At 34.9% G+C, this 25,892-nt stretch carries 28 protein-coding genes; 25 read left to right on the top strand and 3 right to left on the bottom strand.

What is annotated here, in order from left to right; all coding sequences use genetic code 11:
* The first annotated feature begins 4 nt into the window (after window positions 1-4).
* The 3 genes from DOK78_RS10945 to DOK78_RS10935 all read left to right on the top strand — a co-directional run bounded on the left by DOK78_RS10945 (window position 5) and on the right by DOK78_RS10935 (window position 1,471).
* Complete coding sequence (locus DOK78_RS10945; RefSeq protein ID WP_207940326.1) at window positions 5-508, top strand: GNAT family N-acetyltransferase; 504 nt, start codon at window positions 5-7, stop codon at window positions 506-508.
* A gap of 64 nt (window positions 509-572) precedes the next feature.
* Window positions 573-911 (top strand): DUF6054 family protein, encoded by a 339-nt coding sequence (locus DOK78_RS10940; protein ID WP_207940327.1) that lies wholly within the window; start codon window positions 573-575, stop codon window positions 909-911.
* Between the two features lie 17 nt (window positions 912-928).
* Window positions 929-1,471: a DNA-3-methyladenine glycosylase I gene (locus DOK78_RS10935; RefSeq protein ID WP_207940328.1), complete on the top strand. Its 543-nt coding sequence runs from the start codon at window positions 929-931 to the stop codon at window positions 1,469-1,471.
* Between the two features lie 59 nt (window positions 1,472-1,530).
* Here DOK78_RS10935 and DOK78_RS10930 read toward each other — a convergent pair whose 3' ends face one another.
* Window positions 1,531-2,610 carry an iron-containing alcohol dehydrogenase family protein gene (locus tag DOK78_RS10930; RefSeq protein WP_207940329.1) on the bottom strand — a complete coding sequence of 360 codons (1,080 nt, stop codon included), beginning with the start codon at window positions 2,608-2,610 and terminating at the stop codon, window positions 1,531-1,533.
* A gap of 38 nt (window positions 2,611-2,648) precedes the next feature.
* The gene (locus tag DOK78_RS10925; RefSeq protein WP_207940330.1) at window positions 2,649-4,406 is read right to left on the bottom strand and encodes an EAL domain-containing protein; all 1,758 of its coding nucleotides are present in this window, start codon (window positions 4,404-4,406) and stop codon (window positions 2,649-2,651) included.
* 232 nt (window positions 4,407-4,638) lie between these two features.
* On the opposite strand from DOK78_RS10925, the gene DOK78_RS10920 reads away from it, so the two are divergent.
* From DOK78_RS10920 to DOK78_RS10825, 20 genes are all read left to right on the top strand, one after another.
* The gene (locus DOK78_RS10920) at window positions 4,639-6,102 is read left to right on the top strand and encodes an ABC transporter permease subunit (protein ID WP_207940331.1); all 1,464 of its coding nucleotides are present in this window, start codon (window positions 4,639-4,641) and stop codon (window positions 6,100-6,102) included.
* The gene (locus DOK78_RS10915) at window positions 6,095-6,817 is read left to right on the top strand and encodes an ATP-binding cassette domain-containing protein (RefSeq protein WP_207940332.1); all 723 of its coding nucleotides are present in this window, start codon (window positions 6,095-6,097) and stop codon (window positions 6,815-6,817) included. The genes DOK78_RS10920 and DOK78_RS10915 overlap by 8 nt, the downstream gene beginning before the upstream one ends.
* Before the next feature lie 18 nt (window positions 6,818-6,835).
* Window positions 6,836-7,987 carry a pyridoxal phosphate-dependent aminotransferase gene (locus DOK78_RS10910; protein WP_207940333.1) on the top strand — a complete coding sequence of 384 codons (1,152 nt, stop codon included), beginning with the start codon at window positions 6,836-6,838 and terminating at the stop codon, window positions 7,985-7,987.
* A gap of 426 nt (window positions 7,988-8,413) precedes the next feature.
* Window positions 8,414-9,055, top strand: a complete 642-nt coding sequence (locus DOK78_RS10905) for a 3D domain-containing protein (RefSeq protein WP_207940334.1) — start codon at window positions 8,414-8,416, stop codon at window positions 9,053-9,055.
* Window positions 9,056-9,211: 156 nt separating this feature from the next.
* The gene (locus DOK78_RS10900; protein ID WP_207940335.1) at window positions 9,212-9,478 is read left to right on the top strand and encodes an ACT domain-containing protein; all 267 of its coding nucleotides are present in this window, start codon (window positions 9,212-9,214) and stop codon (window positions 9,476-9,478) included.
* 14 nt (window positions 9,479-9,492) lie between these two features.
* A complete protein-coding gene (locus DOK78_RS10895; RefSeq protein WP_207940336.1) occupies window positions 9,493-10,842 on the top strand; it encodes a PFL family protein in 1,350 nt (449 codons plus the stop codon).
* A 16-nt stretch (window positions 10,843-10,858) separates the two neighbouring features.
* On the top strand, window positions 10,859-11,470 hold the full coding sequence (locus DOK78_RS10890) for an HAD-IA family hydrolase (protein ID WP_207940337.1): 612 nt from the start codon (window positions 10,859-10,861) through the stop codon (window positions 11,468-11,470).
* A 67-nt stretch (window positions 11,471-11,537) separates the two neighbouring features.
* Window positions 11,538-12,149, top strand: a complete 612-nt coding sequence (locus tag DOK78_RS10885; RefSeq protein ID WP_207940338.1) for a helix-hairpin-helix domain-containing protein — start codon at window positions 11,538-11,540, stop codon at window positions 12,147-12,149.
* Between the two features lie 98 nt (window positions 12,150-12,247).
* The gene (locus DOK78_RS10880) at window positions 12,248-13,840 is read left to right on the top strand and encodes an oligosaccharide flippase family protein (RefSeq protein WP_207940339.1); all 1,593 of its coding nucleotides are present in this window, start codon (window positions 12,248-12,250) and stop codon (window positions 13,838-13,840) included.
* A 159-nt stretch (window positions 13,841-13,999) separates the two neighbouring features.
* Window positions 14,000-14,785, top strand: a complete 786-nt coding sequence (locus tag DOK78_RS10875; protein ID WP_207940340.1) for a Cof-type HAD-IIB family hydrolase — start codon at window positions 14,000-14,002, stop codon at window positions 14,783-14,785.
* 12 nt (window positions 14,786-14,797) lie between these two features.
* Entirely contained in the window at window positions 14,798-15,796 is a 999-nt protein-coding gene (locus tag DOK78_RS10870; protein ID WP_207940341.1) for an ROK family protein, read from the top strand.
* Window positions 15,796-16,428: a sugar O-acetyltransferase gene (locus tag DOK78_RS10865; RefSeq protein WP_207940342.1), complete on the top strand. Its 633-nt coding sequence runs from the start codon at window positions 15,796-15,798 to the stop codon at window positions 16,426-16,428. Before DOK78_RS10870 ends, DOK78_RS10865 begins: the two co-directional genes overlap by 1 nt.
* A 114-nt stretch (window positions 16,429-16,542) precedes the next feature.
* Window positions 16,543-17,196 carry a helix-turn-helix transcriptional regulator gene (locus DOK78_RS10860; protein WP_207940343.1) on the top strand — a complete coding sequence of 218 codons (654 nt, stop codon included), beginning with the start codon at window positions 16,543-16,545 and terminating at the stop codon, window positions 17,194-17,196.
* A 106-nt stretch (window positions 17,197-17,302) separates the two neighbouring features.
* The gene (locus tag DOK78_RS10855) at window positions 17,303-17,920 is read left to right on the top strand and encodes a superoxide dismutase (protein WP_207940344.1); all 618 of its coding nucleotides are present in this window, start codon (window positions 17,303-17,305) and stop codon (window positions 17,918-17,920) included.
* 92 nt (window positions 17,921-18,012) lie between these two features.
* Window positions 18,013-18,495 (top strand): flavin reductase family protein, encoded by a 483-nt coding sequence (locus DOK78_RS10850; RefSeq protein WP_207940345.1) that lies wholly within the window; start codon window positions 18,013-18,015, stop codon window positions 18,493-18,495.
* A 27-nt stretch (window positions 18,496-18,522) separates the two neighbouring features.
* On the top strand, window positions 18,523-19,509 hold the full coding sequence (locus tag DOK78_RS10845; protein ID WP_207940346.1) for an NAD(P)/FAD-dependent oxidoreductase: 987 nt from the start codon (window positions 18,523-18,525) through the stop codon (window positions 19,507-19,509).
* Between the two features lie 152 nt (window positions 19,510-19,661).
* The gene (locus tag DOK78_RS10840; protein ID WP_207940347.1) at window positions 19,662-20,522 is read left to right on the top strand and encodes an aldo/keto reductase; all 861 of its coding nucleotides are present in this window, start codon (window positions 19,662-19,664) and stop codon (window positions 20,520-20,522) included.
* Window positions 20,523-20,558: 36 nt separating this feature from the next.
* Window positions 20,559-21,602 (top strand): NAD(P)-dependent alcohol dehydrogenase, encoded by a 1,044-nt coding sequence (locus tag DOK78_RS10835; protein ID WP_207940348.1) that lies wholly within the window; start codon window positions 20,559-20,561, stop codon window positions 21,600-21,602.
* 149 nt (window positions 21,603-21,751) lie between these two features.
* Window positions 21,752-22,489: an SDR family oxidoreductase gene (locus DOK78_RS10830; RefSeq protein ID WP_207940349.1), complete on the top strand. Its 738-nt coding sequence runs from the start codon at window positions 21,752-21,754 to the stop codon at window positions 22,487-22,489.
* A gap of 16 nt (window positions 22,490-22,505) precedes the next feature.
* Complete coding sequence (locus DOK78_RS10825; RefSeq protein WP_207940350.1) at window positions 22,506-23,087, top strand: sugar O-acetyltransferase; 582 nt, start codon at window positions 22,506-22,508, stop codon at window positions 23,085-23,087.
* A gap of 70 nt (window positions 23,088-23,157) precedes the next feature.
* Here the strand turns inward: DOK78_RS10825 and DOK78_RS10820 are convergent, their stop codons facing one another.
* Entirely contained in the window at window positions 23,158-24,060 is a 903-nt protein-coding gene (locus tag DOK78_RS10820) for a LysR family transcriptional regulator (protein WP_207940351.1), read from the bottom strand.
* A gap of 146 nt (window positions 24,061-24,206) precedes the next feature.
* Here DOK78_RS10820 and DOK78_RS10815 point away from each other — a divergent pair, with 146 nt between their 5' ends.
* Both DOK78_RS10815 and DOK78_RS10810 read left to right on the top strand, forming a co-directional pair.
* Complete coding sequence (locus DOK78_RS10815; protein WP_207940352.1) at window positions 24,207-24,581, top strand: MerR family transcriptional regulator; 375 nt, start codon at window positions 24,207-24,209, stop codon at window positions 24,579-24,581.
* 455 nt (window positions 24,582-25,036) lie between these two features.
* Window positions 25,037-25,891, top strand: coding sequence for a PRD domain-containing protein (locus DOK78_RS10810; protein WP_207940353.1), 855 nt, complete (start codon window positions 25,037-25,039; stop codon window positions 25,889-25,891).
* The last annotated feature ends 1 nt before the right edge of the window (window position 25,892 follow it).

Below are 25,892 nucleotides of genomic sequence, written 5' to 3'. Positions count from 1 at the left end.
TTTGATGAAGATTGAATTAAGAGAAATGACCGCGACGGATTGGTCTCAAGTCTATGCTATTTATCGACAAGGAATGGAAACGAATTTAGCTACTTTTGATATTGAAACGTTGAGTTATGAAGAATTTGATGACGAACGTCTGCCAATTGGCCGATTAGTGGCATTAGATGGTGAACGAGTGATTGGATGGACTTCTTTAAAACAAGCGTATGAAAAAATTCCAGAATATTATGGTGTAGCAGAAGTTAGTATCTATATCGATCAAGACTATCAAGGAAAAGGGGTAGCAACACGTTTATTGGAAAACTTGATAATTTTATCTGAAGAAAAAGGTTTTTGGATGTTGGAAGCTGATATTTTTGCGAATAATAGCGGAAGTATTCTACTACATGAAAAGTGTGGTTTTCGTCAAGTAGGTTATCGTGAAAAAATCGGTAAAGATCGTTTTGGTGTTTGGCGAGATACCGTATTAATGGAGCGTCGAAGCCAAAAAGTAGGAATCGATTAACTATAAATAAAATGATTAGAAAGCTTTAGCTAGTGCATAAATTAAGAACATGAGGTGGATGAACATGGCAATCTATGAAGCAGATGTAAATGGCACATTTGAAGAAGTGTTGACGTTCCTTAGTACGACAATTGTGAACGGCAGTAGTACTTGTTCCTTAGAAGAAAGCACTGAATTTCAAGTTGGAGATACTAAGGTGGCAATTCATGCGTATGAACGTTATGGATGGTTAGGTGATAATCGAGTAAGTTTGCATTTAACTGTTGTCTCTGATATGGATGCAACTCATGTAACAGTTATCTCTACGGGTGGTAGTCAAGGCATGATTTTCAAATTTAACACAATTAGTGAAGACAACTTTTTGCGAACAGTTGTACCAGCTATTCAGGAAATTGAAAAATGAAAAGAAGGTAAAAATTAATGAAGCGATGCGATTGGGCAACGAATGAATTAGAACAGCTTTATCATGATTATGAATGGGGGAAACCATTACACGATGAAGCAAAATTATTTGAAATGTTAGTATTAGAGAGCATGCAAGCAGGCTTGAGCTGGTCCACTATTTTGAAAAAAAGGGAAAGCATGCGAGAGGCGTTTGATTCTTTTGACTATCATAAAATTGCCGATTATCAAGAAGATAAAATTTTAGCATTATTGGCTAATCCAGGCGTGATTCGTCACCGAAAAAAGATTGAAGCACTCATCAATAACGCACAAGCTTATTTAAAAATTCAAGAAAAATATGGCAGCTTTGATATTTTTATATGGCAATTTGTCGAAGAACCTATCATTAATCAATGGCAAAATACTCACGAAGTTCCAGCATCTACAGAGTTAGCTAAGACAATAAGTAAGGAATTAAAACAAGCAGGATTTAAATTTTTAGGACCAACAAGTGTGTATGCTTTTATGCAATCAGTTGGGATGGTCAATGACCATTTGATTTCTTGCTCCTTTAAATAAAAAACATCGGAACGATAGAAATGAGAGTGCTCAATATCGTTCTGATGTTTTTTAAAATTTTAATTTGTGATGGCTTCTAGTTTTTTCATTGCTGAAACAATTACTTCAGGTGTAATCGTCTCTTTTAGTAAGTGAATCGTTTCTCCTGGTAAGGATGCACGTTCAGCAATACGTTGATAATCTTCATCTGTTAAGTGAAGATTCATCGCTTTTAATGAAATTGGTAAATTTAATTGTTGATAAAAAGGTAATAATTGCTCAATTTCAGCGAATTTATTCTCAATAACTAGTTGAACTAAAATGCAATATGCAACTTTATTGCCATGTAGGTGCTTATGACTATCTGGTAAAATAGTTAATGCATCATGAAGCGAATGCGCACCAGAAGTTCTACCAAAATCATCACCATAGCCGCCAACCATTCCAGCAAGCAAAATATTTGTTTCTAAAACATTTAAAAATGCTGGTGTCAAGGTTTGGTTTTTCATCGCTAGTAACGCATCGGCACTGTCTGTTAATAAAACATCGCGACATTTTTTAGCAGCAAATTCAGCTACTTGAATTTCGATTGGTTTAACAGCAAGTTGTGCAATAATTGGTTCAGCTTCGTACCATTTTGCTAGTGTGTCGCCAATTCCTGCGACCATTAATTCAATTGGGGAATGTAAAATCACTTCCGGCTCAACTAAAACTAATGCATTGGCACGGTTGAATACGTCATATCGATCCATCGCCCCATCTTCAAAATAAACGACACTTAAGGGGGTATAAGCAGCACATGTCGCTGCCAAAGTTGGTAAAATGCAGATAGGGACTTGCGTTTTGTTGGCAACTGCTTTTCCTAAATCGGCTACTTTACCACCACCTACTGCAACAATTCCTTCAATGTTTTTTTGCTGAATCAGTTGACTGAAAAAAGTTGTTTTTTCATCAGTGCAATCGCCACCATAATATTCAAAATGAGCAGTAACTGCTGTTAGTTGAGGGAAATAAGCTTTAGCTGCTTCCCAAGAGTCTTTTCCATGAAGAATTAACACGCTATTTATGTTTCGTTTTAATAAATGCTCTTCTAAATTTTGCCATGCACCGACTCGACATTCATATTCTTGAGGTGCTCCACGAACAATTAATTGTTGCATCGTTTTGATTCACTTCTTTCCATTATACTATTGTATTTTTATTCATCACTAATAATGTAGTCTTTGATAAATTGCTTAAACTTAGTGACGGTTAGAGGGTAACTAAATAAATATCCTTGCATGTAATCAGAGTTAATTGTTTTAGCTAGTTTTGCTTCATTTTCGGTTTCAATGCCTTCACAACACGTTTTTAATTGCAGGTTTTTAGATAAAGCCACAATATGTTTGGCGATAATGCCTTTAGTAGTTTCAATCGTTTGGTTTGTAATGAATGAGGCATCTACTTTCACAATGTCTACAGGAAGCGTTCCAAGTAATGCTAGGGCAGAGTGACCGACACCAAAATCGTCTAATGCAATTCTAAAACCCAACGCTTTTAATTGATTCATCACTTTTAATCCAATTTCCGAATTTTCTACTGCTTGATGTTCAGTTATTTCAAATATGATGGACTGCGCATCAACGTTGTGTTTGTTTACTAACGTTTGAATCATTTGGAAAAAGTTCGGCTGTTCAATCTGTGTTACATCAATATTGATAGAAATATTCGGAAGTGTTTCATATAGTTTATCTTTGAATACTCGTTCGAAAATCCAATAGGTTAATTCAGATATATGACCATGTTTTTCGGCGTGTTTAATCAGTGTGTTTGGTGGTATATAGCCTAACTCACTATCATGCCAACGAAGAAGAGCTTCTGCTCCAGTAATTTCATTGTCATGATTGAACAGGGGTTGATAATACATTTCTAATTCATCCTTGGCAATTGCTGGTGTGAGTCGAGCCACTGTTTTTAAACTCATTACGAAATCTTGTGTCATTTTTTTAGAATAATAGACAATTTTACTGTTCTCATGCTGACTTAAACCAATTTCAGCATCTTCAAGAAGTGTACAAAGACTCGTGGTTTCTTCAGGAAAGGAACTGACACCAATCTCGATATTCATAAAAACAGTTTGTTCGGTAGTAATCACTGGTTCCAAAAGCTTGTTGCGAATTGTTTCTAATAATTGTTGGAATGAGTTCATGTCAGCCAAAGGATTGGTAAAAACACCGAAAATTTCACGAGACAAACGATAAAGTTTATAATTTTCTGGCAACATTGCTTGAATTCTGTTGACCATTTCAAAAACAACCACTTTCCGAACTTCTTTCGAATAAAGAACTGCAATTTCAGCAAGATTGCTACAACGGAATAAGGCTACCGCACACTCTGGAGGAAGGGCGGTTTGCTCAATTTGATGGATATCATAGGAAAATTGATTAAAATTTGGTAAATGAGTGACCGAATCAAGGTATGGTAAGTGATTCGTCACTTCATCCGTATTTCTGATAGAAACGTTATCTATAAAGTAAATTCCATAATACGCTAATTTTCCGTTGGGTGCCGTAAAATGGACAAATTTTAGCCATTGTGTTCGGCTTTCACCGGAAGTGTGCTGGTAATCAATTGTTCCATTCCAACCGTTTGTAGCGGTTCCATCATTCCAAATTTGTTGGAAATCAGTGTCATTGAGATGTACTGGCAAAACTTTTTCCAATTTTTGACCAAGGACTTCTTCTCTACTCACATTTGCTTGATGCAAACCTGCGTCATTGATATACAGAATACGCTGATTCGCATCAATAAAGAGAGTGGAGATAGGAGAAAGATGATTCATTGAGATAAATGCTGCATAATCTGATACATAAGGTTGCTGCGCGAGTATCCCTGATAATTGCTTGTAAGAATGGAATTGTTCTTCAAAAAAATTAAAAGGAATCGGTTCTAAGAGCGGTCTCTTGTCATCCGTCAATGGTAATATCCTCCTATCAATATTATTTGTTATACCATCCACTATTTTACATCCTTTTCTAATGATATTAAAGGTAAAAACTCATTAATTTGTGTTCTTTATTTGAAGGTTAGAAAATGAAGAGAAGGTCTTATAAAGGACTTTTCCTTTATTAGGTTCTATGTTATCATAAAAAAGTTGCAAAGATGTATAAAAATACATCTTTCAAACTAGAAAAAGGAGAGAACTAATTGTGAGCAAGATAAAAAAAATTGGGTTGTTTTTGTTGCCAGTTTTGATGCTATTTATTCAATTTATTCCATTTAAAACCGTATTAGCAGAGACAACCGATCCATATTATGAAAAGATTCAGCAAAAAGGAGAATTAATTGTCGGATTATCCGCAGATTATGCTCCGTATGAATTCCATGCAGAGATTGATGGAAAAGATACGATTGTTGGCTTTGATATTTCAATTGCACAAAAAATAGCTGATGATATGGGGGTTAAACTTCATATTGAAGAACTCGGTTTTGATGCGCTATTAGGTGCGTTAAAAACAGGGAAAATCGATTTGATTATTTCTGGAATGGCCGTTACCGAAGAGCGCTTAAAAGAAGTGGATTTTTCTGATACGTATATGACAATGAAGCAACGAGTGATTGTCCGTAAAGACGATGCTGATAAGTATAAGAATACACTCGATTTTGAAGGTGTTCCTGTAGGCGTGCAAAAGCAAACGACACAAGAAGCTTTAGCACAAAATGAATTAGTTGGCTCAGTCCCAACTTCTCTACAAAAAATTCCAGATGTTATTATGAATTTGAAAAATGAGAAAGTAGATGCCGCAATTTTAGAAGGTCCGGTAGCAGAAGCTTATGTCGATCGTAATCCTGATTTGGTATTTGCTGATGTTGAGTTTAAAGATGGTGACAAGGATACCGCAGTAGCAGTTCCTAAAAATGCACCTGTGTTACTAGAAAGTATCAATACTTCTATTAAAGAAATTAAAGATGAAGGCTTGTTAGAAGAATATAAAAAAGAAGCCAATGAACTAATGTTTCATGATGAGCAAGGTTTTTTTGCCAAATATTATAAATTTTATGTAAATGGTGCTGGGTATACAATTTTCTTAGCCTTAATTGGCGTGTTGTTCGGAACAATTTTAGGCGCATTTCTAGCTTTAATGAAATTAGCTAAGTCGAAATTCGTTCGCATTTTAGCAACGATTTACATTGAATATGTAAGAGGCACACCGTTATTGGTTCAAATTTTTATCGTTTATTTTGGTACCGGAATTCTGGGCGTTGATATGTCTCGTTTGGCAGCTGGTTGTATTGCTTTAGCTTTAAATAGTGGGGCATATGTAGCTGAAATCATTCGTGCGGGAATTACAGCCGTGAATAAAGGACAATTAGAAGCAGCACGTTCTTTAGGAATGAATCAAACGCAAGCGATGCGATTTATTATTTTCCCACAAGCAATTAAAAACATTTTACCGGCACTTGGAAATGAGTTTGTGACAGTTATTAAAGAATCTTCTGTTGTTTCGGTTATTGGTGTTTCGGAACTAATTTTCCAAGCGGGAAATGTACAAGGTGCAAGTTTCAAACCATTCTTACCTTACGTGATTGTTTCCTTAATTTATTTTGTTTTAACCTTTACACTTTCTCGTTTATTAGGTGTCGCTGAAAGGAGAATGAACACAAGTGATTAATATTCAAAACTTACACAAGACATATGGTGAAAATGAGGTATTAAAAGGCATCGATTTGACCGTTAACGCCGGCGAAGTTGTGGTGATTATTGGTCCTTCAGGAAGCGGAAAAAGTACATTTTTACGTTGTTTAAATTTATTAGAGCAACCTACTGATGGGCGTATTGAATTTGAAGGGATTAATATTCTGGATAAAGGCACTAATATTGATCAATTACGTCAAAAAATGGGGATGGTTTTTCAAAGTTTTAATTTATTTCCCCATAAAACGGTAGTCGAAAACTTAACAATTAGCCCAATTAAAGTAAAAAAAGAAAATCCACAAAAAGCAAAAGAAAATGCTTTGAGATTATTAGAACAAGTTGGTTTAAAAGAAAAAAGCAGTAGCTATCCAGCAAATCTTTCAGGTGGGCAACAACAACGAGTAGCGATTGCCCGTGCATTAGCGATGGACCCTGATGTTATGCTTTTTGATGAACCAACCTCAGCACTTGATCCAGAAATGGTAGGCGAAGTATTATCAGTTATGAAAAATCTAGCCGAAAACGGAATGACCATGGTTGTTGTAACTCATGAAATGGGTTTTGCAAGAGAAGTAGCTGATCGTGTCATTTTTATGGATGAAGGTATTATTCAAGAACAAGGAACACCTGAAGAAATTTTTGGCAATCCGCAGAATCCACGGACGCAAAGTTTCTTAAATAAAGTGTTATAACCAAAGGAGATGCAAAAAATGAATGCATCAAAAATTGCAAAAAAATATCAACAACCAACAGAAAACCTCTTAATGGATATTGCAATGTTGGCCAAAAGTAAAACCGATTTAATCGATTTATCAATTGGTGATCCAGACTTAATTACAGATCAAACGATTATTGAAGCGGCTTTTAGCGATGCGAAATTAGGGCATACAAAATATACGGCTTCTGATGGGAGTCGCGAGTTTTTACAAGCAGTGGTTGATCACTATCAAAACCGATATGGACTGACCTTTGAACTGAATCAAGTGCGCGCAACAGTTGGTGCGATGCACGGAACGTATTTAGCTTTGTTAGCAATTATAGATCCAGGCGATGAAGTAATTATTCATGAACCGTATTTTTCTCCCTATAAAGAACAAGTTGAAGCAGCTGGAGGAATTCCTGTTTTTATTCCTACGTATGAAAAAGATGGGTTTCAAATTGATTTAACTATTTTAGAACAAGCCATTACGGATAAAACAAAAGCGATTTTAATTAATTCACCTAACAATCCAACAGGGGCAGTATTTTCGAAAGAAACATTTAAAGGGATTGCTGAGTTGGCAATTGCTAAGGACTTGTTTATTCTTTCGGATGAAATTTATGAAGAATTGAGTTTTTATGAAGACTTTACTCCGATGGCAACTTTTGCTTCAGAGCACACCATTACGTTTAGTGGTTTTTCTAAAGCATTTGCGATGACTGGTTGGCGAATTGGGTATATGATTGCACCAGCCTATGTGAATGATGTTGTCCGTCAAATTAATGAAAATGTTACTTTTTCTGCTCCTGCAATTTCGCAACAAGCAGGAATTTATGCACTCAAGCATTCAGAGGAGTTAGTTCCTAAAGTAGTTAACGTCTTTCAAGAGCGTTTAGAATACGTCAAAAAACGTGTGGATGCGTTACCATTTCTTTCATTAGGGGAAATTAAAGGAACGATGTATGCTTTCATTAATATTGAAAAAACTCAACTAACCTCAGTGGCATTTGTTGAGAAAGTCTTAAAAGAAACCAACGTCTTAATGATTCCAGGAAAAGCTTTTGGACATAAAACTGGTGACACTCATGTACGTTTGGCCGTGACTCAAGATTTAGAACAATTAAAAGAAGCTTTTGATCGAATTGAAAAGTTAACTTTCTAATAAAAATGCGTTTTCCACTCGGAAGACGCATTTTTTATCTTTATTAAATAGAAGAAAAAGTTTTTTCATCGATTAAATATAAAGAAATGAAATGATTTTAGAAAAGATTTCTCACTGTTAAATTGTCATAAAAGATGATATTTTGTAACAATCCAATTAAAAAAGCGTTTTATTTTTTGGATCATACCAATTTTTTAGTTTTTTTAAATTTTTTTTATTACAAAAAGTAACTAATTTCTAAAAATGATTCCTTATTAAATCAACATTTATTGTGGAAAAAATTAAATTAAATGACAAAAAAAGTGAAGATACATCAAATTGAAACATTTCGTCACTTTTTTGTTACCTAAAGAGTCGCAACTCTTGGTAAGATTTATCCAGTTGCTTCGGCAATACAAAATTTTGATTTAAGGGAGTCTATATATAATGAAACAATTCAAACAAATTTTACTAGGTAGTGCCGCATTTTTAAGTATCGCAGGTTTTTCTTTAACAGTAAACGCTGATCAAGTAGAACATACAGTACGTTCACACGATACATTGTCGAACATTTCTATCCAATACTTTGGAGATGCAAGCTATGTAAATAAAATTGCTCAAGACAATAATATTTCAAATCCAGATATTATTTTTGATGGTCAACAATTAAAAATTAACACAGATGGTTCTGCTGAAGTATCAGCGCCTGCTACAACTACTGAACCTGCAGTTGCAGAAGTGCAAGCAGATACTCAAACAGAAGCACAACCTGAACAAACAACACAAAGTCCTTCTGGTCGTACATTAACAATGGAATCTACTGCATATAGTTCAGATCCAGCTGACACTTTAGGTGGTGGAACTGTTACTGCAACTGGTCAAAACTTATTATCAAACCCAATGGCTGTTGCGGTTGACCCAAATGTTATTCCATTAGGTACAAGATTGTATGTTGAAGGTTACGGAGAAGCAATTGCTAGTGATACAGGTGGCGCAATCCAAGGAAATATCGTTGATGTACATTTCTCAACTTACGCAGAATGTATTGCTTGGGGTCGTCGTACAGTTCAAGTAACAATTTTAGATTAATCATCAAGTCATTAAATAAAAAGCAAGAAATTCTTGAGGGATTTCTTGCTTTTTTTTGTAAATATTCTGAAAATATTTACATTTATTTTGATAGTAGCTATCGTGAGGAAACGAAAGGTATGCTATAATAGAAAAAAATTCAAGGAGGAATCGTTGATGAGAGCTATTTTAACGGTTATTGGTAAAGATAAAGTAGGAATTATTGCAGGAGTTAGTCAAAAACTATCTGAATTAGAAATAAATATTGTTGATGTAACACAAACAATTATGCAAGAATATTTTACAATGATGATGATGTTAGAAATGGATAAGCAAACTGATTTTGAGCATACACGTCAAGAATTATCAAAGATTGGCGAAGCTTTAGGTGTTAAAATTAGTATTCAAAATGAAGAAATTTTTGAAGCGATGCACAAATTATAATCAGGAGGCAAATCATGGAAACAAATCAAATACTAGAAACGATTCGCATGGTCGAAGAAGAAAATTTAGATATTCGTACAATTACAATGGGGATCTCTTTATTAGATTGTATGGATGCTGATGTAGATGCAGCCTGCGAAAAAATTTATCAAAAAATTACCACACGCGCCAAAGATTTAGTAAAAGTTGGCGAAGCGATTGAAATGGAATATGGTATTCCGATCATTAACAAACGTATCTCAGTCACACCAATTGCGATTGTGGCTTCTGCTTCACGTGCAACAGCAGAAGAATGTGTGAAATTTGCTAAAACATTGGATCGTGCTGCACAAACGGTAGGAGTAAACTTTATTGGTGGATATAGTGCCTTAGTTGAAAAAGGTTATCAAGGTGCAGACCGTGCCTTAATTGAATCGATTCCTCAAGCTTTAGCTGAAACTTCTTTTGTTTGTTCATCTGTCAATATTGGTTCAACGAAAACTGGAATTAATATGGATGCGGTTAAGTTAATGGGAGAAACAATTAAAAACACTGCGGAAGCGTCTGATATGGGTTGTGCGAAATTAGTTGTTTTTGCAAATGCGGTAGAAGATAATCCGTTTATGGCCGGTGCTTTTCATGGTGTTGGTGAAGCCGATTGTGTCATTAATGTCGGCGTTAGTGGACCTGGTGTAGTGAAACGTGCTTTAGAAAAAGTTAAGGGCGAATCTTTTGATATTGTTGCTGAAACAGTGAAGAAAACAGCCTTCAAGATTACACGCATGGGTCAATTGGTTGGACGTGTAGCGTCTGAACGATTAAATGTACCTTTTGGAATTGTCGATCTTTCTCTGGCACCTACACCAGCTGTTGGCGATAGTGTGGCATTGATTTTAGAAGAAATGGGTTTGGAATCAGTCGGAACACATGGCACAACCGCCGCTTTGGCACTGTTAAATGATGCAGTGAAAAAAGGTGGCGTGATGGCATGTAATCATGTAGGTGGTTTATCAGGCGCATTCATTCCAGTTTCTGAAGATGCCGGTATGATTAAAGCGGTTGAAAATGGTTTATTAAATCTTGAAAAATTAGAAGCAATGACAGCTATTTGTTCCGTTGGGTTAGATATGATTGCTATTCCTGGTGATACACCTGCAGAAACAATTGCTGCAATGATTGCTGATGAAGCTGCGATTGGTGTCATTAATCACAAAACAACTGCAGTTCGTATTATTCCTGCGAGTGGTGCAAAAGTAGGAGATATGATCGAATTTGGCGGATTGTTAGGAACAGCTCCGGTAATGAAGACAAATCCAGCGAAATCAACTGATTTTATTCAACGTGGGGGACGTATTCCAGCACCAATCCATTCATTTAAGAATTAGAGGAGTTTTGTAGTTTATGTTTGAAGAGTATATTTGGGATTTTGACGGCACTTTGTATGATTCGTATCCAGTGATATTAGAAGGGTTTATGTCAACATTAAACGATTATGGTATCCAAGCAAATCGTCGAGAAATCTATCAAATTTTGAAAGAGAAATCATCAGCGGCTATTGCTGAAAAATACCATTTAGATTTTGATGAATTTACGAAGATTTATAAAGGCTACGAGGCAAAAGATCCACGGATTCCAGTCTCTTATCCAGGCACGAAAGAAGTCTTAGAAGCAATCGTCGCAAAAGGGAAGAAAAATTATATTTTAACCCATCGCTTAGTAGCATCCACGCAAGAATTATTAGAACGAGAAGGAATGCTTCATTTAGTTGAAGAAATTGTCGGACCTGAAAATAATTTTCCGAGAAAACCAAATCCGGCTTCTTTAAATTATCTAGTTGATAAATATCAGATGATACCAGATAAGACCGTAATGATTGGTGACCGCACAATGGATGTTGACGCAGGCAGAAATGCCGGTATTCAGTCTATTTTTTATGATTTAGAAAACCTATTAGAAGATATTGATGCCAATTACACCGTTCATTCAGTAAAAGAAATGAATCAATTTATTTAAAAAAGTGCTACTTTCAAAAAAGAAAGTAGCGCTTTTTTCGTATCTAGATAATGAAAGGTGTGATTGGATGAGTAGAGTAGAAAAATATAAAAAATATCTTCCAGTTTTTGTAGTTATTATTGTTGCAATCAGTGTTATTTATATCTTTGTTCCCAAAAAAGCCACCGTTTCTGATTGGGAGGAATTACCAATGGAACAGTCAGAAACTCCTCCCGTAGAAATAACATCTAGTTCGAGTTCAGCGAAAATGGTCATCGATATTAAAGGTGAAGTAAAAAAGCCGGGCGTTTATGAACTAGAACCGGGCGCTCGGGTAGAAGAAATTGTACTGTTAGCTGGTGGATTTACGGATAAAGCAGAAGAACGTCAATTGAATTTAGCAGAAAAATTAACGGATCAGCAAATGATTTATGTTCCTAATAAAGAAGAGGCCAAGGAATTATCTATACCATCCGTAACCAATGAAGGCAATACGAGTAAAGAATCATCCTTAGTTAATATTAATACAGCAGACCTCACAGAATTACAAACACTTACAGGCATCGGTCCTGCAAAAGCGCAAGCGATTATCGACTATCGAGATGAAAATGGGCAGTTTAAAACAATCGAAGAATTAAAAGAAGTGAACGGCTTTGGTGAAAAGACAGTTGAAAAATTAAAAGAATCAATCACAATATAAGAAAATGTTAAATTTTCATAGTTATTTTACAAATAAATTTGCACGATAACTCAAAGTTGGATAAAGTTAATTCAGTTGAGAGAAAGAAGAGAATAACTTTGAAAAATAAATTATTATCGGGAACGTTTTGGCTATCTGCCGCTAATATGATTTGTAAAATATTAGGAATTGTTTACTTGATTCCGTGGTTAATGTTCATGGGGAATTATCAGGAACAGCACCAAGCGCAAGCGCTATACAATGTAGCATACTTACCTTATGCGTTATTTTTATCTTTGGGTACTGCAGGATTTCCCAGTGGGATTGCCAAAAAAATAGCAGAACTAAGTCATCAAAAAAATCAAGAAAAGCCAAGAGAACTCTTTCGAAGTGCCTTAGCAGTTATGGAAGTTATTGGTATCGTATCAGCGATTTTAATGTTTTTGTTTGCACCTGTTTTAAGCAAGATTAGTCCAGTTGCTAATCAAGAAGCAGCAATTTATGCGATTCGTAGTTTGTGTCCGTCCTTGCTAATCATTCCAATATTAAGTGCTATTCGAGGATATTTTCAAGGATCAAACTTAATCATGCCTTTTGGAATTTCTCAAGTAGTTGAGCAGTTCGTTCGAGTGGTAGTTATCGTTGGTGGAACCTATTATATTCGCGTTATTGCAGGTGGTGATATTTTATCAGCGGTTGTGATTAGTACCTTTGCTTCTTGCGTGGGTGGGATTGTCGCTATTTTGTATTTAGTCGCTTTAGGTAAAAAAGAAGGGTTATTTCGTTTGCGAGATTTCTTTATTTTACCATTGCATTATTTACGAAAGTCAAAAGAAGTGACCATCGATATTATCAAAGAGTCACTACCGTTTGTATATGTGGGATCGGTTGTTTCGTTAATGCAATTAATTGATCAAGTGTCACTAAAACCTATTATTCAGTTTCTGAAACCGATTTTCAATCAAACACAATTAGAGACATTGTATACTTTTGCATCAGCGAATCCCAATAAACTGACTCCTTTGTTACTTTCGATTATTGGTTCAATTACTGTGACCTCATTGCCATTATTAAGTACGTTAAGGAACAAAGAAGATTTACTGACAGGAGTTTCAGATACATTACGTTTATCACTAACTGTATTATTACCTTCATCAGTCGGCATGATTTTATTATCGATTCCATTAAATACAATCTTTTTTGGTTATAATTTAGCGGGTAGTATGTATTTGGCATTAGCTATAGCAGCAACCTTTTTAACTGGTCTTTTTACGGTATTATTGTCGATTTTACAAGCACTAAATGCCCACCGCAAAGCTATTTATTTTACGACACAAGTGCTTGTCTTCAAATTGATTTTACAAGTTCCTTGCATCTATTTTTTTGAAGGAACTGGAATGTCATTAGCCTCAATTTTAAGTTTAATGTTTTCGGTTGTGGGAACATATCGCTTCATTACGCAGACTTTTGCGATTCATCCATTAAAATATGCTCGTACATACTACTTAAAAGTTTTACAAGCAACCTTCGCAATGGAGATTAGCTGTATCATGTTATTCCTTGGTTTATCTCAGGTGCTGACAATCAATAGCAAAATGCATTCAGTTATTTTAGTGAGTTGTATTTCCTTAGCGGGTGCCTTAGTATTTCTTGGAATTGTATTTGGTAAAAATATGAAGAGCATGTTGTTAAATTTCTTACAGCGCTCGTAATCAAACGAATGTCTCAAAAAAAGAGACATTCGTTTTTCTTATTGCTTTCTTTTGGGTTTTATTTTAAAATGCAACTAGATACCCGTATTAATTAGGGATAAAAATTTTTACTAAGTTTATAAACAATATTTATAAACTTAAGTTGATAGGAGTGATAAAATGAAAAAATATAAAGGCGTTATTTTTTTTGATTTAGATGGGACACTATTAAATAAACAATCAAAAATAAGCGAAAATAATTTAAAATTATTAACACAGCTAGAAGAACAAAATTATTTAACTGTGATTGCTAGTGGACGGTCGCCTATCGAAATTGAAGAGATTACCAAAGGAACAGCGATTCATTCTTATGTCAGCTTGAATGGACAATATGTGGTCATTGAAGGCGAAGTTTTTGCAAATCATCAAATTGAAAAACAATTGATGGCTGATGTATTAGCTTTCGCAGGAAATTTAGGGCATCCTGTGGCTTGTTATACACCTTTTGACTATCGTATTAATTTTATTGATGAGGCGACTGAAAAGTTATACGAATTAGATAACGCTCCGTTACCGGAAATTGATCCAAATTTCCATCAAAATGCAGATATTAACATGTTGTATTTATTTAGTGAAAAAGTGAAAAATGATCGCTTATTACAAGAACGTTTTGATGAGACGTTAACTTTTTACCGAGATAGTCCATTTTCAATGGCAATTGTAAATAAAAATCGTTCAAAGAAAGCTGGAATTGAAGAACTATTGCAGCGTTTAGAATTGTTGGATGAAACAAATACGTATGCTTTTGGTGATGGTAATAACGATATTAGTATGTTTGAAGTAGTTACACATGCAATTGCAATGGGAAATGCCAACGAGCAAGTGAAAGAAGCAGCTACCTTTATTACCTATGATCACGAATCAGATGGTATTGAATTTGCTTTAAAACAGTTAAATATTTTATAAGGAGGAAAGGCATTGAAAGCACATAAACCGACGAATGTAAAATATCATAATTTGGAAATGCTTCGTCAAATTTTTCGTAGTGGAGCTAGTTTTTCTTCAAAAGAACTTTCTGAACGAACGGGTTTGAGTGTAGTCAGTATCAATAAATTATTAATAGATTTAAAAGAATCTGGCGAAGTAATTACTCAAGAAGAAGCGGTAGTCACAGGTGGACGACGTGCAACTGTTTATCGTTATAATCCTAATGTTAAACAACTATTAATTTTGCAGTTTGCAGAAGCAGGAACCGACATGGCAGGACATCTTTTTGTGCATAATTTGTTTGGGGAGATCATTAATCAGTGGTTATTAACTGCTGACGAATTAGCCTTAGAACCACTAAAACAAAAAATCCATCAAATCTTAAACGAATATCCGGCAATTGAACTCCTAGTATTTGGTATTCCAGGTGCAGAATTAGAAGGTAAGTTACAAATTATGGATTTTGAACCATTATATAATTTGAACTTTCGACAATTAATGGAAGATGAATTTTCTTTGGCAGTCTTAATTGAAAATGATATTAATGCAGCAACATTGAGCCATTCTTTGAACCAAGCAACACAAGATATTTTTGTATCATTGTATTATCCAAAAAATTATCCACCGGGTGCAGGAATTGTCATCAATGGCAAAATTTTCCATGGCAAACATGGACTAAGTGGTGAAATAAAACATTTGCCATTAGAGCATCAAGGCGTTTTCCCGAAAGACTTTGCGAGTTTAGAAAAACAAATCGAAGAAGTCTTACAAACAATTATCAGTATGTATGATCCGACACAAATTGTAGTTTATACGAATGTTACACAATTTTCTGAAATCGTTCTTCAGGAAATTAGAACGCGTTTAAAAACGATTTTTCCTTATTTTGAACTACCAGAAATTCGTTTAGCAAAGACCTTTCAAGAAGATTATTTAAATGGTCTTGTACACTTAGGCTTAAATTATTTAATAAGCAAGGAGAAAAGATAATGGAAAAAGATTTTGATTATGAACAAATGTTAGCAGGAAAATTGTATTTTGCACCAAATATTTTCCCTGAAAATGGCTCGTTAGCAGGGAAAAAACTAGCACAACAAATTAATCAGGAACCAATTGAAAATAAAGAAGCAATCGTGGCACTTGAAAGAAAATTATTTGGTAAAACAGGGGGATTTTTCTATGTGAATCCACCTTTATATGTAGATTACGGTCGCCACGTGGAAATTGGTGAAAATTTTTATGCCAATATGGATTGTGTCTTCTTGGATGTCAATAAAATTATTTTTGGAGACAATGTTATGGTTGGACCGCGTGCAGGTTTTTACACTGCGGGGCATCCGACTGATCCAACTGTACGGATAAAAGATTTGGAATTTGGCTTACCCATCAAAGTGGAAGATAATGTATGGATTGGAGCAAACGCAACGATACTACCCGGTGTAACCATTGGTAAAAATTCAATTGTAGGTGCAGGCGCGGTAGTGACTAAAGATGTGCCAGAAAATACAATTGTTGGAGGGAATCCTGCTAAGGTTATTCGTAATATTACTGAAAAGGACAAACAGAAGTGGGAAACAGAAATGAAAGAATATTACACAAAACTGGAAGAACATAAGTGCTAGATAAGGCAAAGTAACTGTCAAGAAGTCAGTATTTTTTTATAACTAACAAGCATTACTTCTCATTTTTTTAATCCATATTCTTGTGTTATGATGAAATGGTATGGAGGTGAAGAAATGAACAATTCTCGTCTAACAACAAAAGAGAAAATCCTAGATTTATTAAAAAAACGAACTAGCATGACCGTTAATCAGTTAGCACAAGAACTGGAAATTACCGAAATGGCTGTTCGTAAACATTTAAATGCTTTGGATCGAGATGCTTTTCTCAAAATTTCAGAAGAGAAGCAACCTATGGGGCGTCCTGTTCAATTTTTCTCATTATCTAGTAAAGCGGATAGCCTATTCCCGAAAAATTACGATAATTTAACAGTCGATTTTTTAAATGATTTACATGATATGCAAGGCGATCAACTGATTAATCAATTATTTGAAAATCGTGGGAAACGTTTAGCAAATAAATACATTCCCTATATGGAACAAGCGCAAACCAATACTGAAAAAGTTCAAATATTACGAGATATTCAAGCAGAAAAAGGTTATATGGCAGATGTTATTCAAGTCACACAAAATAAATTTGAACTAATTGAACATCATTGTCCAATTTTTGAAGTTGCTAAAAATTTTAAACAAGCCTGTCATTGTGAGACAGCCATGTTCAAAGATGTCTTAGGTACATCAAGGGTTGAGCGAACGCAATGTAAAGCAGATGGTGAAAACCATTGTCATTTCATGATTGTATTTGAAGAAGAAAAGATAAAAAGCAAGTAAGAATTTGTGAATAAAGTGATTGACTTTTACTACTTACTTGCTTTAAACTTAATATACTTTCTAAACTAAAAGGTTTATAAAGTATAAATTGTTTGGAGGAATTTAAATGACTACATTTTCATTACCAGAATTAAAATACGCTTTTGATGCTTTAGAACCAGTAATTGATCAAACAACGATGGAAATTCATTATGGGAAACACCATCAAACGTATGTAAATAATCTAAATGCGGCTCTTGAAGGTCATGCGGAATTAGCTGATAAATCTTTAGAGGACTTATTAACTCATTTAGATGAACTACCTGAAGCTATTCAAACGGCAGTTCGTAACAATGGCGGAGGTCATTTTAATCATTCCTTCTTTTGGGAAACATTAACAGCACCAAAAGAAAACAATCTGCCAACTGGAAAATTAGCAGAAGCAATTGATCAAACTTTCGGCGACTTTGATAAATTCCAAGAAGAATTTGCTAAAGCTGCGACTGGTAGATTTGGTTCTGGTTGGGCTTGGTTAGTTTTAAATGAAGATAAATTGGCTATTACAAGTACACCAAATCAAGACAATCCAATTTCAGAAGGCAAAACGTCCCTTATAGGCTTGGATGTTTGGGAACATGCGTATTATTTGAATTATCAAAACAGACGACCTGAATATGTAACAAATTTCTTTAAAATTATTGACTGGGATACAGTTTCTGAAAAATACGAAGCAGCATTAAATTAAACTTTTAAACAAGATAAGATGCCAAGCGCCTCTTATCTTGTTTATTAATAAAAAGGATTCGTAAAATAGCTAGGGAAGTAGGTTATAGATAAATGACAGTTCATTCGTTTAAGGAAGTGATGGCAAATTATCCTACAGGAGTCACAGTGGTAACGACTTTTGATGGAAAGAATGAGCCGATTGGTTTAACAGTTAATTCATTTGCCTCAGTATCCGTTGATCCATTATTAGTTTTATGGTCTATTGGGAAAGAGTCTTCCAATTATAAAACATTTCAAGAAGTCGACCGCTTTACTATTAATATCTTAGCGCATCATCAAAAAGAAATCGCTTTGTTATTTGCAAATCGTGAGCAAACAGAGGTCCGTTTTCAAAAATGTGATTGGTATCAATCAGAGCATCAGGTACCTGTTTTGGAAAATGTGGCAGCAGCGTTACAATGCAAATTATATAAACGTATCGATGCTGGTGATCATCTAGTTTTGATTGGTGAAGTTATAGATATTACTCATGAAGACGTCTTGCCATTATTGTATCATCAACGAAAAATGGGAGAATTTCCCACAAGTTTTTAAATAAAAAATTATGAGAGGAAACGAACATTGACTATTTACGATATTACAATTGTTGGCGCAGGTCCGGCGGGGATGTTCGCTGCCTTTTATGCTGGAATGCGCAATGCCAAAACGAAAATTATTGACACCTTACCGCAACTCGGTGGTCAACTGTCCACCTTGTATCCTGAAAAATACATTTATGATATTCCGGGATACCCTAAAATTAAAGCGGGTGATTTGGTACAAAAATTGGAAAAACAAATTACTACGTTTAATCAACGCTATTGCTTAGAAGAACAAGTCTTAAAAATTGAGCGCCAAGAAGACGGCATCATTGAAGTAACGACGAATAAACGAACGCATTATTCACGTGCGGTTATTTTAGCTTTAGGCAACGGCTCGTTCCAACCACGAAAATTAACCGTACCGAATGCTGAAAATTTTGAAAACTACGGCATTGATTATTATGTCCCGGATTTGATGAAATACGCTGGGAAAAAAGTCGCCATTGCTGGTGGCGGTGATTCTGCGATTGATTGGGCGTTGATGTTAGCCCCAATTGCTGCCGAGGTCTCTTTGATTCATCGTCGCTCAGAGTTTCGCGCGCATGAACATAGCGTTAATCAATTAAAACAATCCTCTGTTAACATTATGACCCCGTATATCATTAAAGATGTCGCGGGAGAACGAATGTTAGAAGAGATTTACCTTCAAGAACCAAAAAGTGACGAAACCGTTCGTTTATCTGTGGATTATTTAATCGTTAATTACGGTTTCTCCTCTTCGTTAAACTTAAAAGACTGGGGCATGACGAGTTCTCGTCAAGGGATTCCGGTTCGTTCGGATATGCGTAGCTCGATGGAAGGGGTGTATTGTTGCGGGGATATCACGTTGTATGACGGCAAAGTCAATTTAATTGCGACAGGATTTGGCGAAGCACCGACTGCTGTAAATAATGCCTTACATTACATTAATCCAAAAAATCGCACACAGCCTGCGCATAGTACCAGTTTAAATTTGGAAGTTGAATAAACTATTTTCGTTCGTTTAGCTGTACATTGTTATAAAAGTTGAAAAAATCAGAGATAAGCCTATCAGTATGATGGGTTTATTTTTTTGTTGACTTGAAGTCAAGGTGAAGTTGTATAGTAGAATTATCCTAACAAATATTGGAGGAATGAATCATGGTATTAAATGAAAGTTATACACTATCAAATGAGGTAACAATTCCTAAATTAGGTCTAGGAACATGGATGATTGACGATACAAACGTTGCGACGATTGTTAAAGAAGCGTTGGCTATTGGCTATCGTCATATCGATACTGCTCAGGCTTATGGGAATGAGCGTGGTGTTGGAGAAGGTGTTCGTCAGTCAACTGTTGCACGAGAAGAAATTTTTGTTACTACAAAATTAGCCGCAGAAATTAAAGATTATGATGAAGCAGTCAAGGCAATTGATGAATCATTAGAAAAAATGGCACTTGATTATATTGATTTAATGATTATTCATAGCCCACAACCTTGGAGCGAATTTCGTAATGGCAAACACTTTTTTGAAGGGAACTTGCAGGCGTGGAAAGCTCTAGAAGAAGCTTATCAGTCAGGAAAATTACGTGCGATTGGTGTGTCTAATTTTGATCAAGTGGATATTGAGAATCTGATTGAAAATGGGACAATCAAGCCAATGGTGAATCAAATCTTAACGCATGTCGGCAAGACGCCACTACCGTTGATTAACTATTGCCAAGAAAATAATATTTTAGTGGAAGCTTATTCACCAGTTGCACATGGTGAAATTTTAAAACATCAAGAAGTAATGGAGATGGCGAAAAAATATGAGATTTCTGTACCACAATTATGTATTCGTTATTGTTTACAATTAGGACTTCTGCCATTACCTAAATCAGAAAATATCGAGCACATTCGTAGCAATGCTTCGGTCGATTTTGAAATTACCGCGGAAGATTTAGAAGCTTTGAAAAAGATTGGTTTAGAGAATTATGGCGAATACAGTGATTTTCCAGTATTTAGTGGAAAACTATAAAATTGTCATTGATTCGTTACTAAGGAGGTATTTTGAATGTATCAGGTAAATGCAAAAGCCGTATTTGGACCCGAAGATAATTTTCAAACGACTCGGATTGAACGGCGAGAATTACAAAATGATGACGTATTAATTGAAATTAAATATGCTGGAATTTGTCATTCCGATATTCATACTGTAAGAGGAGAATGGGGCGAAGTGGCGTATCCACTGGTTCCGGGACATGAAATTGCAGGGATTGTATCTGCGGTCGGTTCTAGTGTCAAGAAATATCAAGTAGGTGATCGCGTAGGAGTAGGCTGTATGGTTGATTCTTGTGGAGAATGTCAACATTGCAAAGAAGGCGAAGAGCAGTATTGCGAGGGCCCCCATGGTCACACAGGTACGTATGCAGCTATTGATAAATATGGTCACTATACGCAAGGTGGTTATGCTTCTCATATTGTGGTAACAGAAGCATTTGTTGTACGCATTCCAGAATCAATCCCTTTAGAAAAAGCAGCTCCCTTATTATGTGCAGGGATTACGACCTATTCGCCATTAAATCATTGGCACGCAGCAGGAAAAAATGTGGCAGTAGTTGGATTAGGTGGCTTGGGACATATGGCAGTAAAGATTGCGAGTGCGATGGAGGCGAATGTCACTGTTTTATCACAAACGTTAAGTAAAAAAGAAGACGGTTTAAACTTTGGTGCGCACGCTTATTATGCAACCTCTGATTCAGAAACGTTTAGTCAATTAAAAAATTCGTTCGACTTAATTATTAACACTGTGAGTGCAGTTTTGGATTATGATAGTTACTTAAATCTTCTGAAGTTAGATGGCACGCTGGTCAATGTTGGCGCACCAGCAGATACAGCTTCGTTACACATCAGTCGTTTAATTTCTGCACGTCGTTCATTTGCAGGTTCGGCAATTGGCAGTATTAAAGAAACGCAAGAAATGCTTGATTTTTGTGGAGAACATCAGATCATGCCAGAAATTGAGTTGATTTCTGCAGACAAGATTGATGAAGCCTACGAACGGGTGCTTCGTTCGGATGTTAGGTATCGTTTTGTCATTGATACCAAAACAATTTAATCTAAGATTTCCTTAAAAAGTTAGAGTAGACTCTAGCTTTTTTTGTTTATTAAACAATTGCTCTTTTTATAATGAATCATACGTGTTGACTTAACCTTAAGTTTAAGTGCTACACTAATTTTAAACCTAATAAGAGAGGACAAGATAAGATGAAAAAAATAGCGGAAAAAGTAATTATTATTATGGGCGCATCTAGTGGAATCGGTGAAGCCACTACGACTTTACTTGCAGAACATGGTGCAAAATTAATTATTGCTGCGAGAAGAGAAGAACGTTTGAAAGCATTGAAAGAAAGTATACCTGAAGCGGCAATTGATTATTTAAAAGCAGATGTAAGAAAGATAGAGGATGTTCAAAAAGTAGCAGATTTTGCGTTAGAAAAATACGGGCGAATTGATGTCTTATATAATAACGCAGGAGTTATGCCGACTGGCGCACTAAGTGAAAATCGCCGTGAGGAATGGCAACAAATGTTAGATATTAATATTATGGGTGTATTGAATGGGATTTCAGCTGTTTTGCCTACTATGATTAAGCAGAAAAGTGGACACATTATTTCAACTGATTCAGTTGCTGGACATGTTGTCTATCCAGACTCAGCTGTTTATTGTGGAACTAAATTTGCTGTACGTACCATCATGGAGGGACTACGTCAAGAACAACGATTAAACAATATTAAATCAACCATCATTTCACCCGGAGCTGTAGCAACAGAATTATATCATACAATTAGTGACAAAAAAGTTGCATTAGCTTTACACGAAGACCAAAAAGAAAATGGTTTAACATCTGAAGATATTGCCCAAGCTGTTTTATTTGCAATTGATACGCCTGATAGAATGTCTGTAAGCAATATGATTATTCGCCCAACTTCTCAAAGCGTATAAATGGACGGAGGTAAATATGGATATTCAAGAATTTCATGATTATGTAGATGCTGGGAAGCTTATTCGACCAGGAACTGAGCAACAAAAAATGCTATCATATCTTAGCAATGAAGCGAGAAAAATTACAACAAAAATGAATAGAGATTATTATTCTAGTCAAGAAATACGTCAATTTATTTCCGAATTAACTGGCAAAGTAGTGGATGAAACATTGAGTATTTTCCCACCTTTTTACACTGATTCAGGCAAAAATATCACATTGGGGAAAAATGTGTTTATAAATGCGGGCTGTAATTTTCAAGATCAAGGCGGAATTTTTATAGGAGATCATACCCTGATTGGTCATAACGTTGTGCTTGCCACTTTAAATCATGGGATTCAACCGGAAGACAGGACAACGTTGTACCCGGCACCTATTATTATCGGCAAGAACGTTTGGATTGGTTCAAATGCGACCATTCTTCCCGGAGTGACTATTGGAGATAATTCAATTATTGCTGCAGGAGCCGTGGTTTCAAAAAATGTTTCTCCTAATACAATTGTTGGTGGTGTTCCAGCTAAAGTAGTAAAAATCATTGAAATTGCTTCTGACATATAATCAAAAAGAGGCTCAATAGCATAACATATTCACCGAGTAAATTGATAGTTTCAAATTTACTCGGTGAATATTATTTTTCAATAATCGTATATTTTTCAATATCACTTCGAAGCTGTTTTAAAAAAGTGGAAGAAGCTTTAGAAAATACCTGATGCTTTTTCCATATTAAATACAAATTAGCAGTCAAATTGGGATATAACGGTCTAAAACAAACAGTAGGATTACTGTAGGTGTCAATCAGTTTATCTAAGCAAATGGCGTATCCTACGTTTGCTTCCACCATTTTTGCTGCATTATAAATTAAATTATAGGTGCAGCGAATATCTAGGTTTTTGATATCCTTTCCAAACCATCCCGATAATTCATTGTAGATAATCGATTGCTGGGATAAAATTAATGGTTGATTCGTCAAATCTTCAGGTGAGATTACTTTTTTTAAGGACAAGTCACTGTCTCTGTGCATTAAAACGCCCCAAGTGTCTTTAATAGGAAGTTGCAAATAATCATAAGCATTTTTATCAACGGGGGGATCAACAATAATTCCAAAATCTAGTAAACCATTTTCTAATTTTTCAAAAATTGCTTCGGCATTTCCACTATATAAATGAAATTGCACATCTTGATGTTGATCGGTCACATTTTTAACCGATTGTGCAATAATTCTGATAGCATCAGATTCGCCACTACCTAGATGAATTTCACCACTAATTGTTTTTGTTGAATTTTTGAAGTTTGCTTCGGTTTTTTCGGCTAAGCTAACAATTTCTCGAGCTTTCGATAACAAATACATGCCTTCATTGGTGAGGGAAATTCTTCTGTTTCCTCGAATAAATAATTTTACGCCTAATTCTTCTTCCAACTCACTTAATTGCCTTGAAAGCGTGGGCTGTGAAAGATGGAGCTGTCTGGCAGCGCCTGAAATTGTTTGTTGATCGGCTACGGCAATAAAATATCTTAACAATCTAAATTCCATGTATATCTCCTATGCTTTTTAGTTATATATATGTATTCAATATAGGTATTTGATATTTCTATTCTAACATCTTATGATTATCTTGAACAGCTGAGCAAAATATTTTTAAGCTGATAAAGGACTAGTTTAATAGGAGGACATTAATCATGGGAATTTCCGAAGTAGCAAAAATTATAGGCGTTACACCAGTTACCTTACGATACTATGAGCGTATGGGGTTAATACCACCTGTAAAACGAAAAAATGGTGGTGTTCGAAGCTACTCTTATGAAGATATCAAAAAATTAAAAATGATTACTTGTTTAAGAAGTGCAGGATTATCGATTGAGGCGCTTCTTAGATATACAGAAATTGATAATCTGTCACAAAACAATCAAGAATCTAAGAAAAAGTTATTAGTCAATGAGCGTTCCAAATTAATTGAGCAATATTATGAATTAGGTCAAACAATTGAACGTTTAAATCATAAAATCTCTGAACTTAACAAAGATTCAAGCCAATTTCACAATCAAGCTATGTGAGATAGAAGAAATTAAGAACTGTAGATTATAAACTATAGTTCTTTTATTTTATACATGATAAAAAGAGTGAATTTTACGTTGACTTAACCTGTAGATTAAGGAGTATTATCTAGAAGAATAGTCTGAAAGAAAGGAGGTCCGAAAAATAACTTGAATGTTAAAGTGAAATCAGACTAGTTATTTAGAAATAAAATAGGGATTGTTACTCTTATGAGGCATTACCCGAAAAAGCGATAACAGCTTTTTTTGGTATGTACTTATAGGAGACTTTTTTTTTGAGAGAAAGGTGATTAAAATATTTTCCAAATTAATAAGAGAAAGGATAGCTTTTAGCTTCTTAAATGATAGCGTTTTATTTTTGTCATTTGATGTAAATGTTGGACTATTAGTAACTAATAGCAAAAAACTCTCATCTATAAAAGAAACTTGAGGTTACTCTAAGAAGGAGTGGAAATGTGCTAGAAGTTATTAAAAAAATAAATAATAATTTTGCAATTTGTTTAGATAGTAATGGCACCGAATTAATTGCTTTTGGCACCGGAATTGGTTTTCCTAAAACACCGTATATTTTAAATGATTTAAGCAATGTTAAGCGGACATATTACGGTGTAAATAATCAATATATACATTTGTTAAATGAACTATCTGAAGAAATATTTGTTTTAACAGAAAAAATTGTTGAAATGGCACAAATAGAAATATCTAGTGAAATTCCCTCAGTAAGTATTTTTGCTTTGGCAGATCATATTAGTTTTGCTGTCGAGAGATATAAAAAGAAGATTCAAATAAAGATGCCAGTCTACTATGATTTTAAGCAATTTTATAAAAAAGAATTGGAAGTAAGTACAAAAGCTATAGCTTTGATTAATGCTCAACTAAATGTCTTTTTACCTAAAGAAGAAGCAATTGGCATTGCAATGCATTTTATTAACAGTATAAATAATACCGATGCTGATAAGGCATATGTCTTTGATGAGCGGTTTATTATAAAAAAATTAACAGAAATTATTGAACAAAATTTTAATTTGTCAATAAACCATGATGGAATGAACTATGCAAGATTTGTTTCTCATATTCAATATTTGCTTAAACGTAGAGAAGGAAATGCGCTCATTCAAAGTGATAATAACAGGGTTTTTACAAGCATTAAAATAGAATATCCTAAAGCCCATCAATGTGCCATTAAAATGAAATACTTTCTTGAAAGCACCATTCATTGGCGTGTTTCGGATGAAGAATTACTGTATCTAATATTGCATATTAATCGTTTATGTGCACGTGAAATTCTAAATAAATTTTATGGAGGATAAT

Source organism: Enterococcus sp. DIV2402 (assembly GCF_017426705.2).
Classification (GTDB): Bacteria; Bacillota; Bacilli; order Lactobacillales; family Enterococcaceae; genus Enterococcus_F; species Enterococcus_F lowellii.
The sequence above is the reverse complement of the archived record's forward strand: the minus strand, read 5'-3'. Positions and strand labels throughout refer to the sequence as shown.

Excerpts from the sequence above, each read along its gene's own strand:
- DOK78_RS10860 (WP_207940343.1), top strand. The coding sequence starts at position 16,543 with ATGAACAATTCTCGTCTAACAACAAAAGAGAAAATCCTAGATTTATTA.
- DOK78_RS10830 (WP_207940349.1), top strand. The coding sequence starts at position 21,752 with ATGAAAAAAATAGCGGAAAAAGTAATTATTATTATGGGCGCATCTAGT.
- DOK78_RS10930 (WP_207940329.1), bottom strand. The coding sequence starts at position 2,610 with ATGCAACAATTAATTGTTCGTGGAGCACCTCAAGAATATGAATGTCGA.
- DOK78_RS10910 (WP_207940333.1), top strand. The coding sequence starts at position 6,836 with ATGAATGCATCAAAAATTGCAAAAAAATATCAACAACCAACAGAAAAC.
- DOK78_RS10835 (WP_207940348.1), top strand. The coding sequence starts at position 20,559 with ATGTATCAGGTAAATGCAAAAGCCGTATTTGGACCCGAAGATAATTTT.
- DOK78_RS10815 (WP_207940352.1), top strand. The coding sequence starts at position 24,207 with ATGGGAATTTCCGAAGTAGCAAAAATTATAGGCGTTACACCAGTTACC.
- DOK78_RS10935 (WP_207940328.1), top strand. The coding sequence starts at position 929 with ATGAAGCGATGCGATTGGGCAACGAATGAATTAGAACAGCTTTATCAT.
- DOK78_RS10850 (WP_207940345.1), top strand. The coding sequence starts at position 18,013 with ATGACAGTTCATTCGTTTAAGGAAGTGATGGCAAATTATCCTACAGGA.
- DOK78_RS10900 (WP_207940335.1), top strand. The coding sequence starts at position 9,212 with ATGAGAGCTATTTTAACGGTTATTGGTAAAGATAAAGTAGGAATTATT.
- DOK78_RS10885 (WP_207940338.1), top strand. The coding sequence starts at position 11,538 with ATGAGTAGAGTAGAAAAATATAAAAAATATCTTCCAGTTTTTGTAGTT.
- DOK78_RS10820 (WP_207940351.1), bottom strand. The coding sequence starts at position 24,060 with ATGGAATTTAGATTGTTAAGATATTTTATTGCCGTAGCCGATCAACAA.
- DOK78_RS10840 (WP_207940347.1), top strand. The coding sequence starts at position 19,662 with ATGGTATTAAATGAAAGTTATACACTATCAAATGAGGTAACAATTCCT.
- DOK78_RS10905 (WP_207940334.1), top strand. The coding sequence starts at position 8,414 with ATGAAACAATTCAAACAAATTTTACTAGGTAGTGCCGCATTTTTAAGT.
- DOK78_RS10825 (WP_207940350.1), top strand. The coding sequence starts at position 22,506 with ATGGATATTCAAGAATTTCATGATTATGTAGATGCTGGGAAGCTTATT.
- DOK78_RS10940 (WP_207940327.1), top strand. The coding sequence starts at position 573 with ATGGCAATCTATGAAGCAGATGTAAATGGCACATTTGAAGAAGTGTTG.
- DOK78_RS10895 (WP_207940336.1), top strand. The coding sequence starts at position 9,493 with ATGGAAACAAATCAAATACTAGAAACGATTCGCATGGTCGAAGAAGAA.
- DOK78_RS10945 (WP_207940326.1), top strand. The coding sequence starts at position 5 with ATGAAGATTGAATTAAGAGAAATGACCGCGACGGATTGGTCTCAAGTC.
- DOK78_RS10865 (WP_207940342.1), top strand. The coding sequence starts at position 15,796 with ATGGAAAAAGATTTTGATTATGAACAAATGTTAGCAGGAAAATTGTAT.
- DOK78_RS10875 (WP_207940340.1), top strand. The coding sequence starts at position 14,000 with ATGAAAAAATATAAAGGCGTTATTTTTTTTGATTTAGATGGGACACTA.
- DOK78_RS10890 (WP_207940337.1), top strand. The coding sequence starts at position 10,859 with ATGTTTGAAGAGTATATTTGGGATTTTGACGGCACTTTGTATGATTCG.
- DOK78_RS10855 (WP_207940344.1), top strand. The coding sequence starts at position 17,303 with ATGACTACATTTTCATTACCAGAATTAAAATACGCTTTTGATGCTTTA.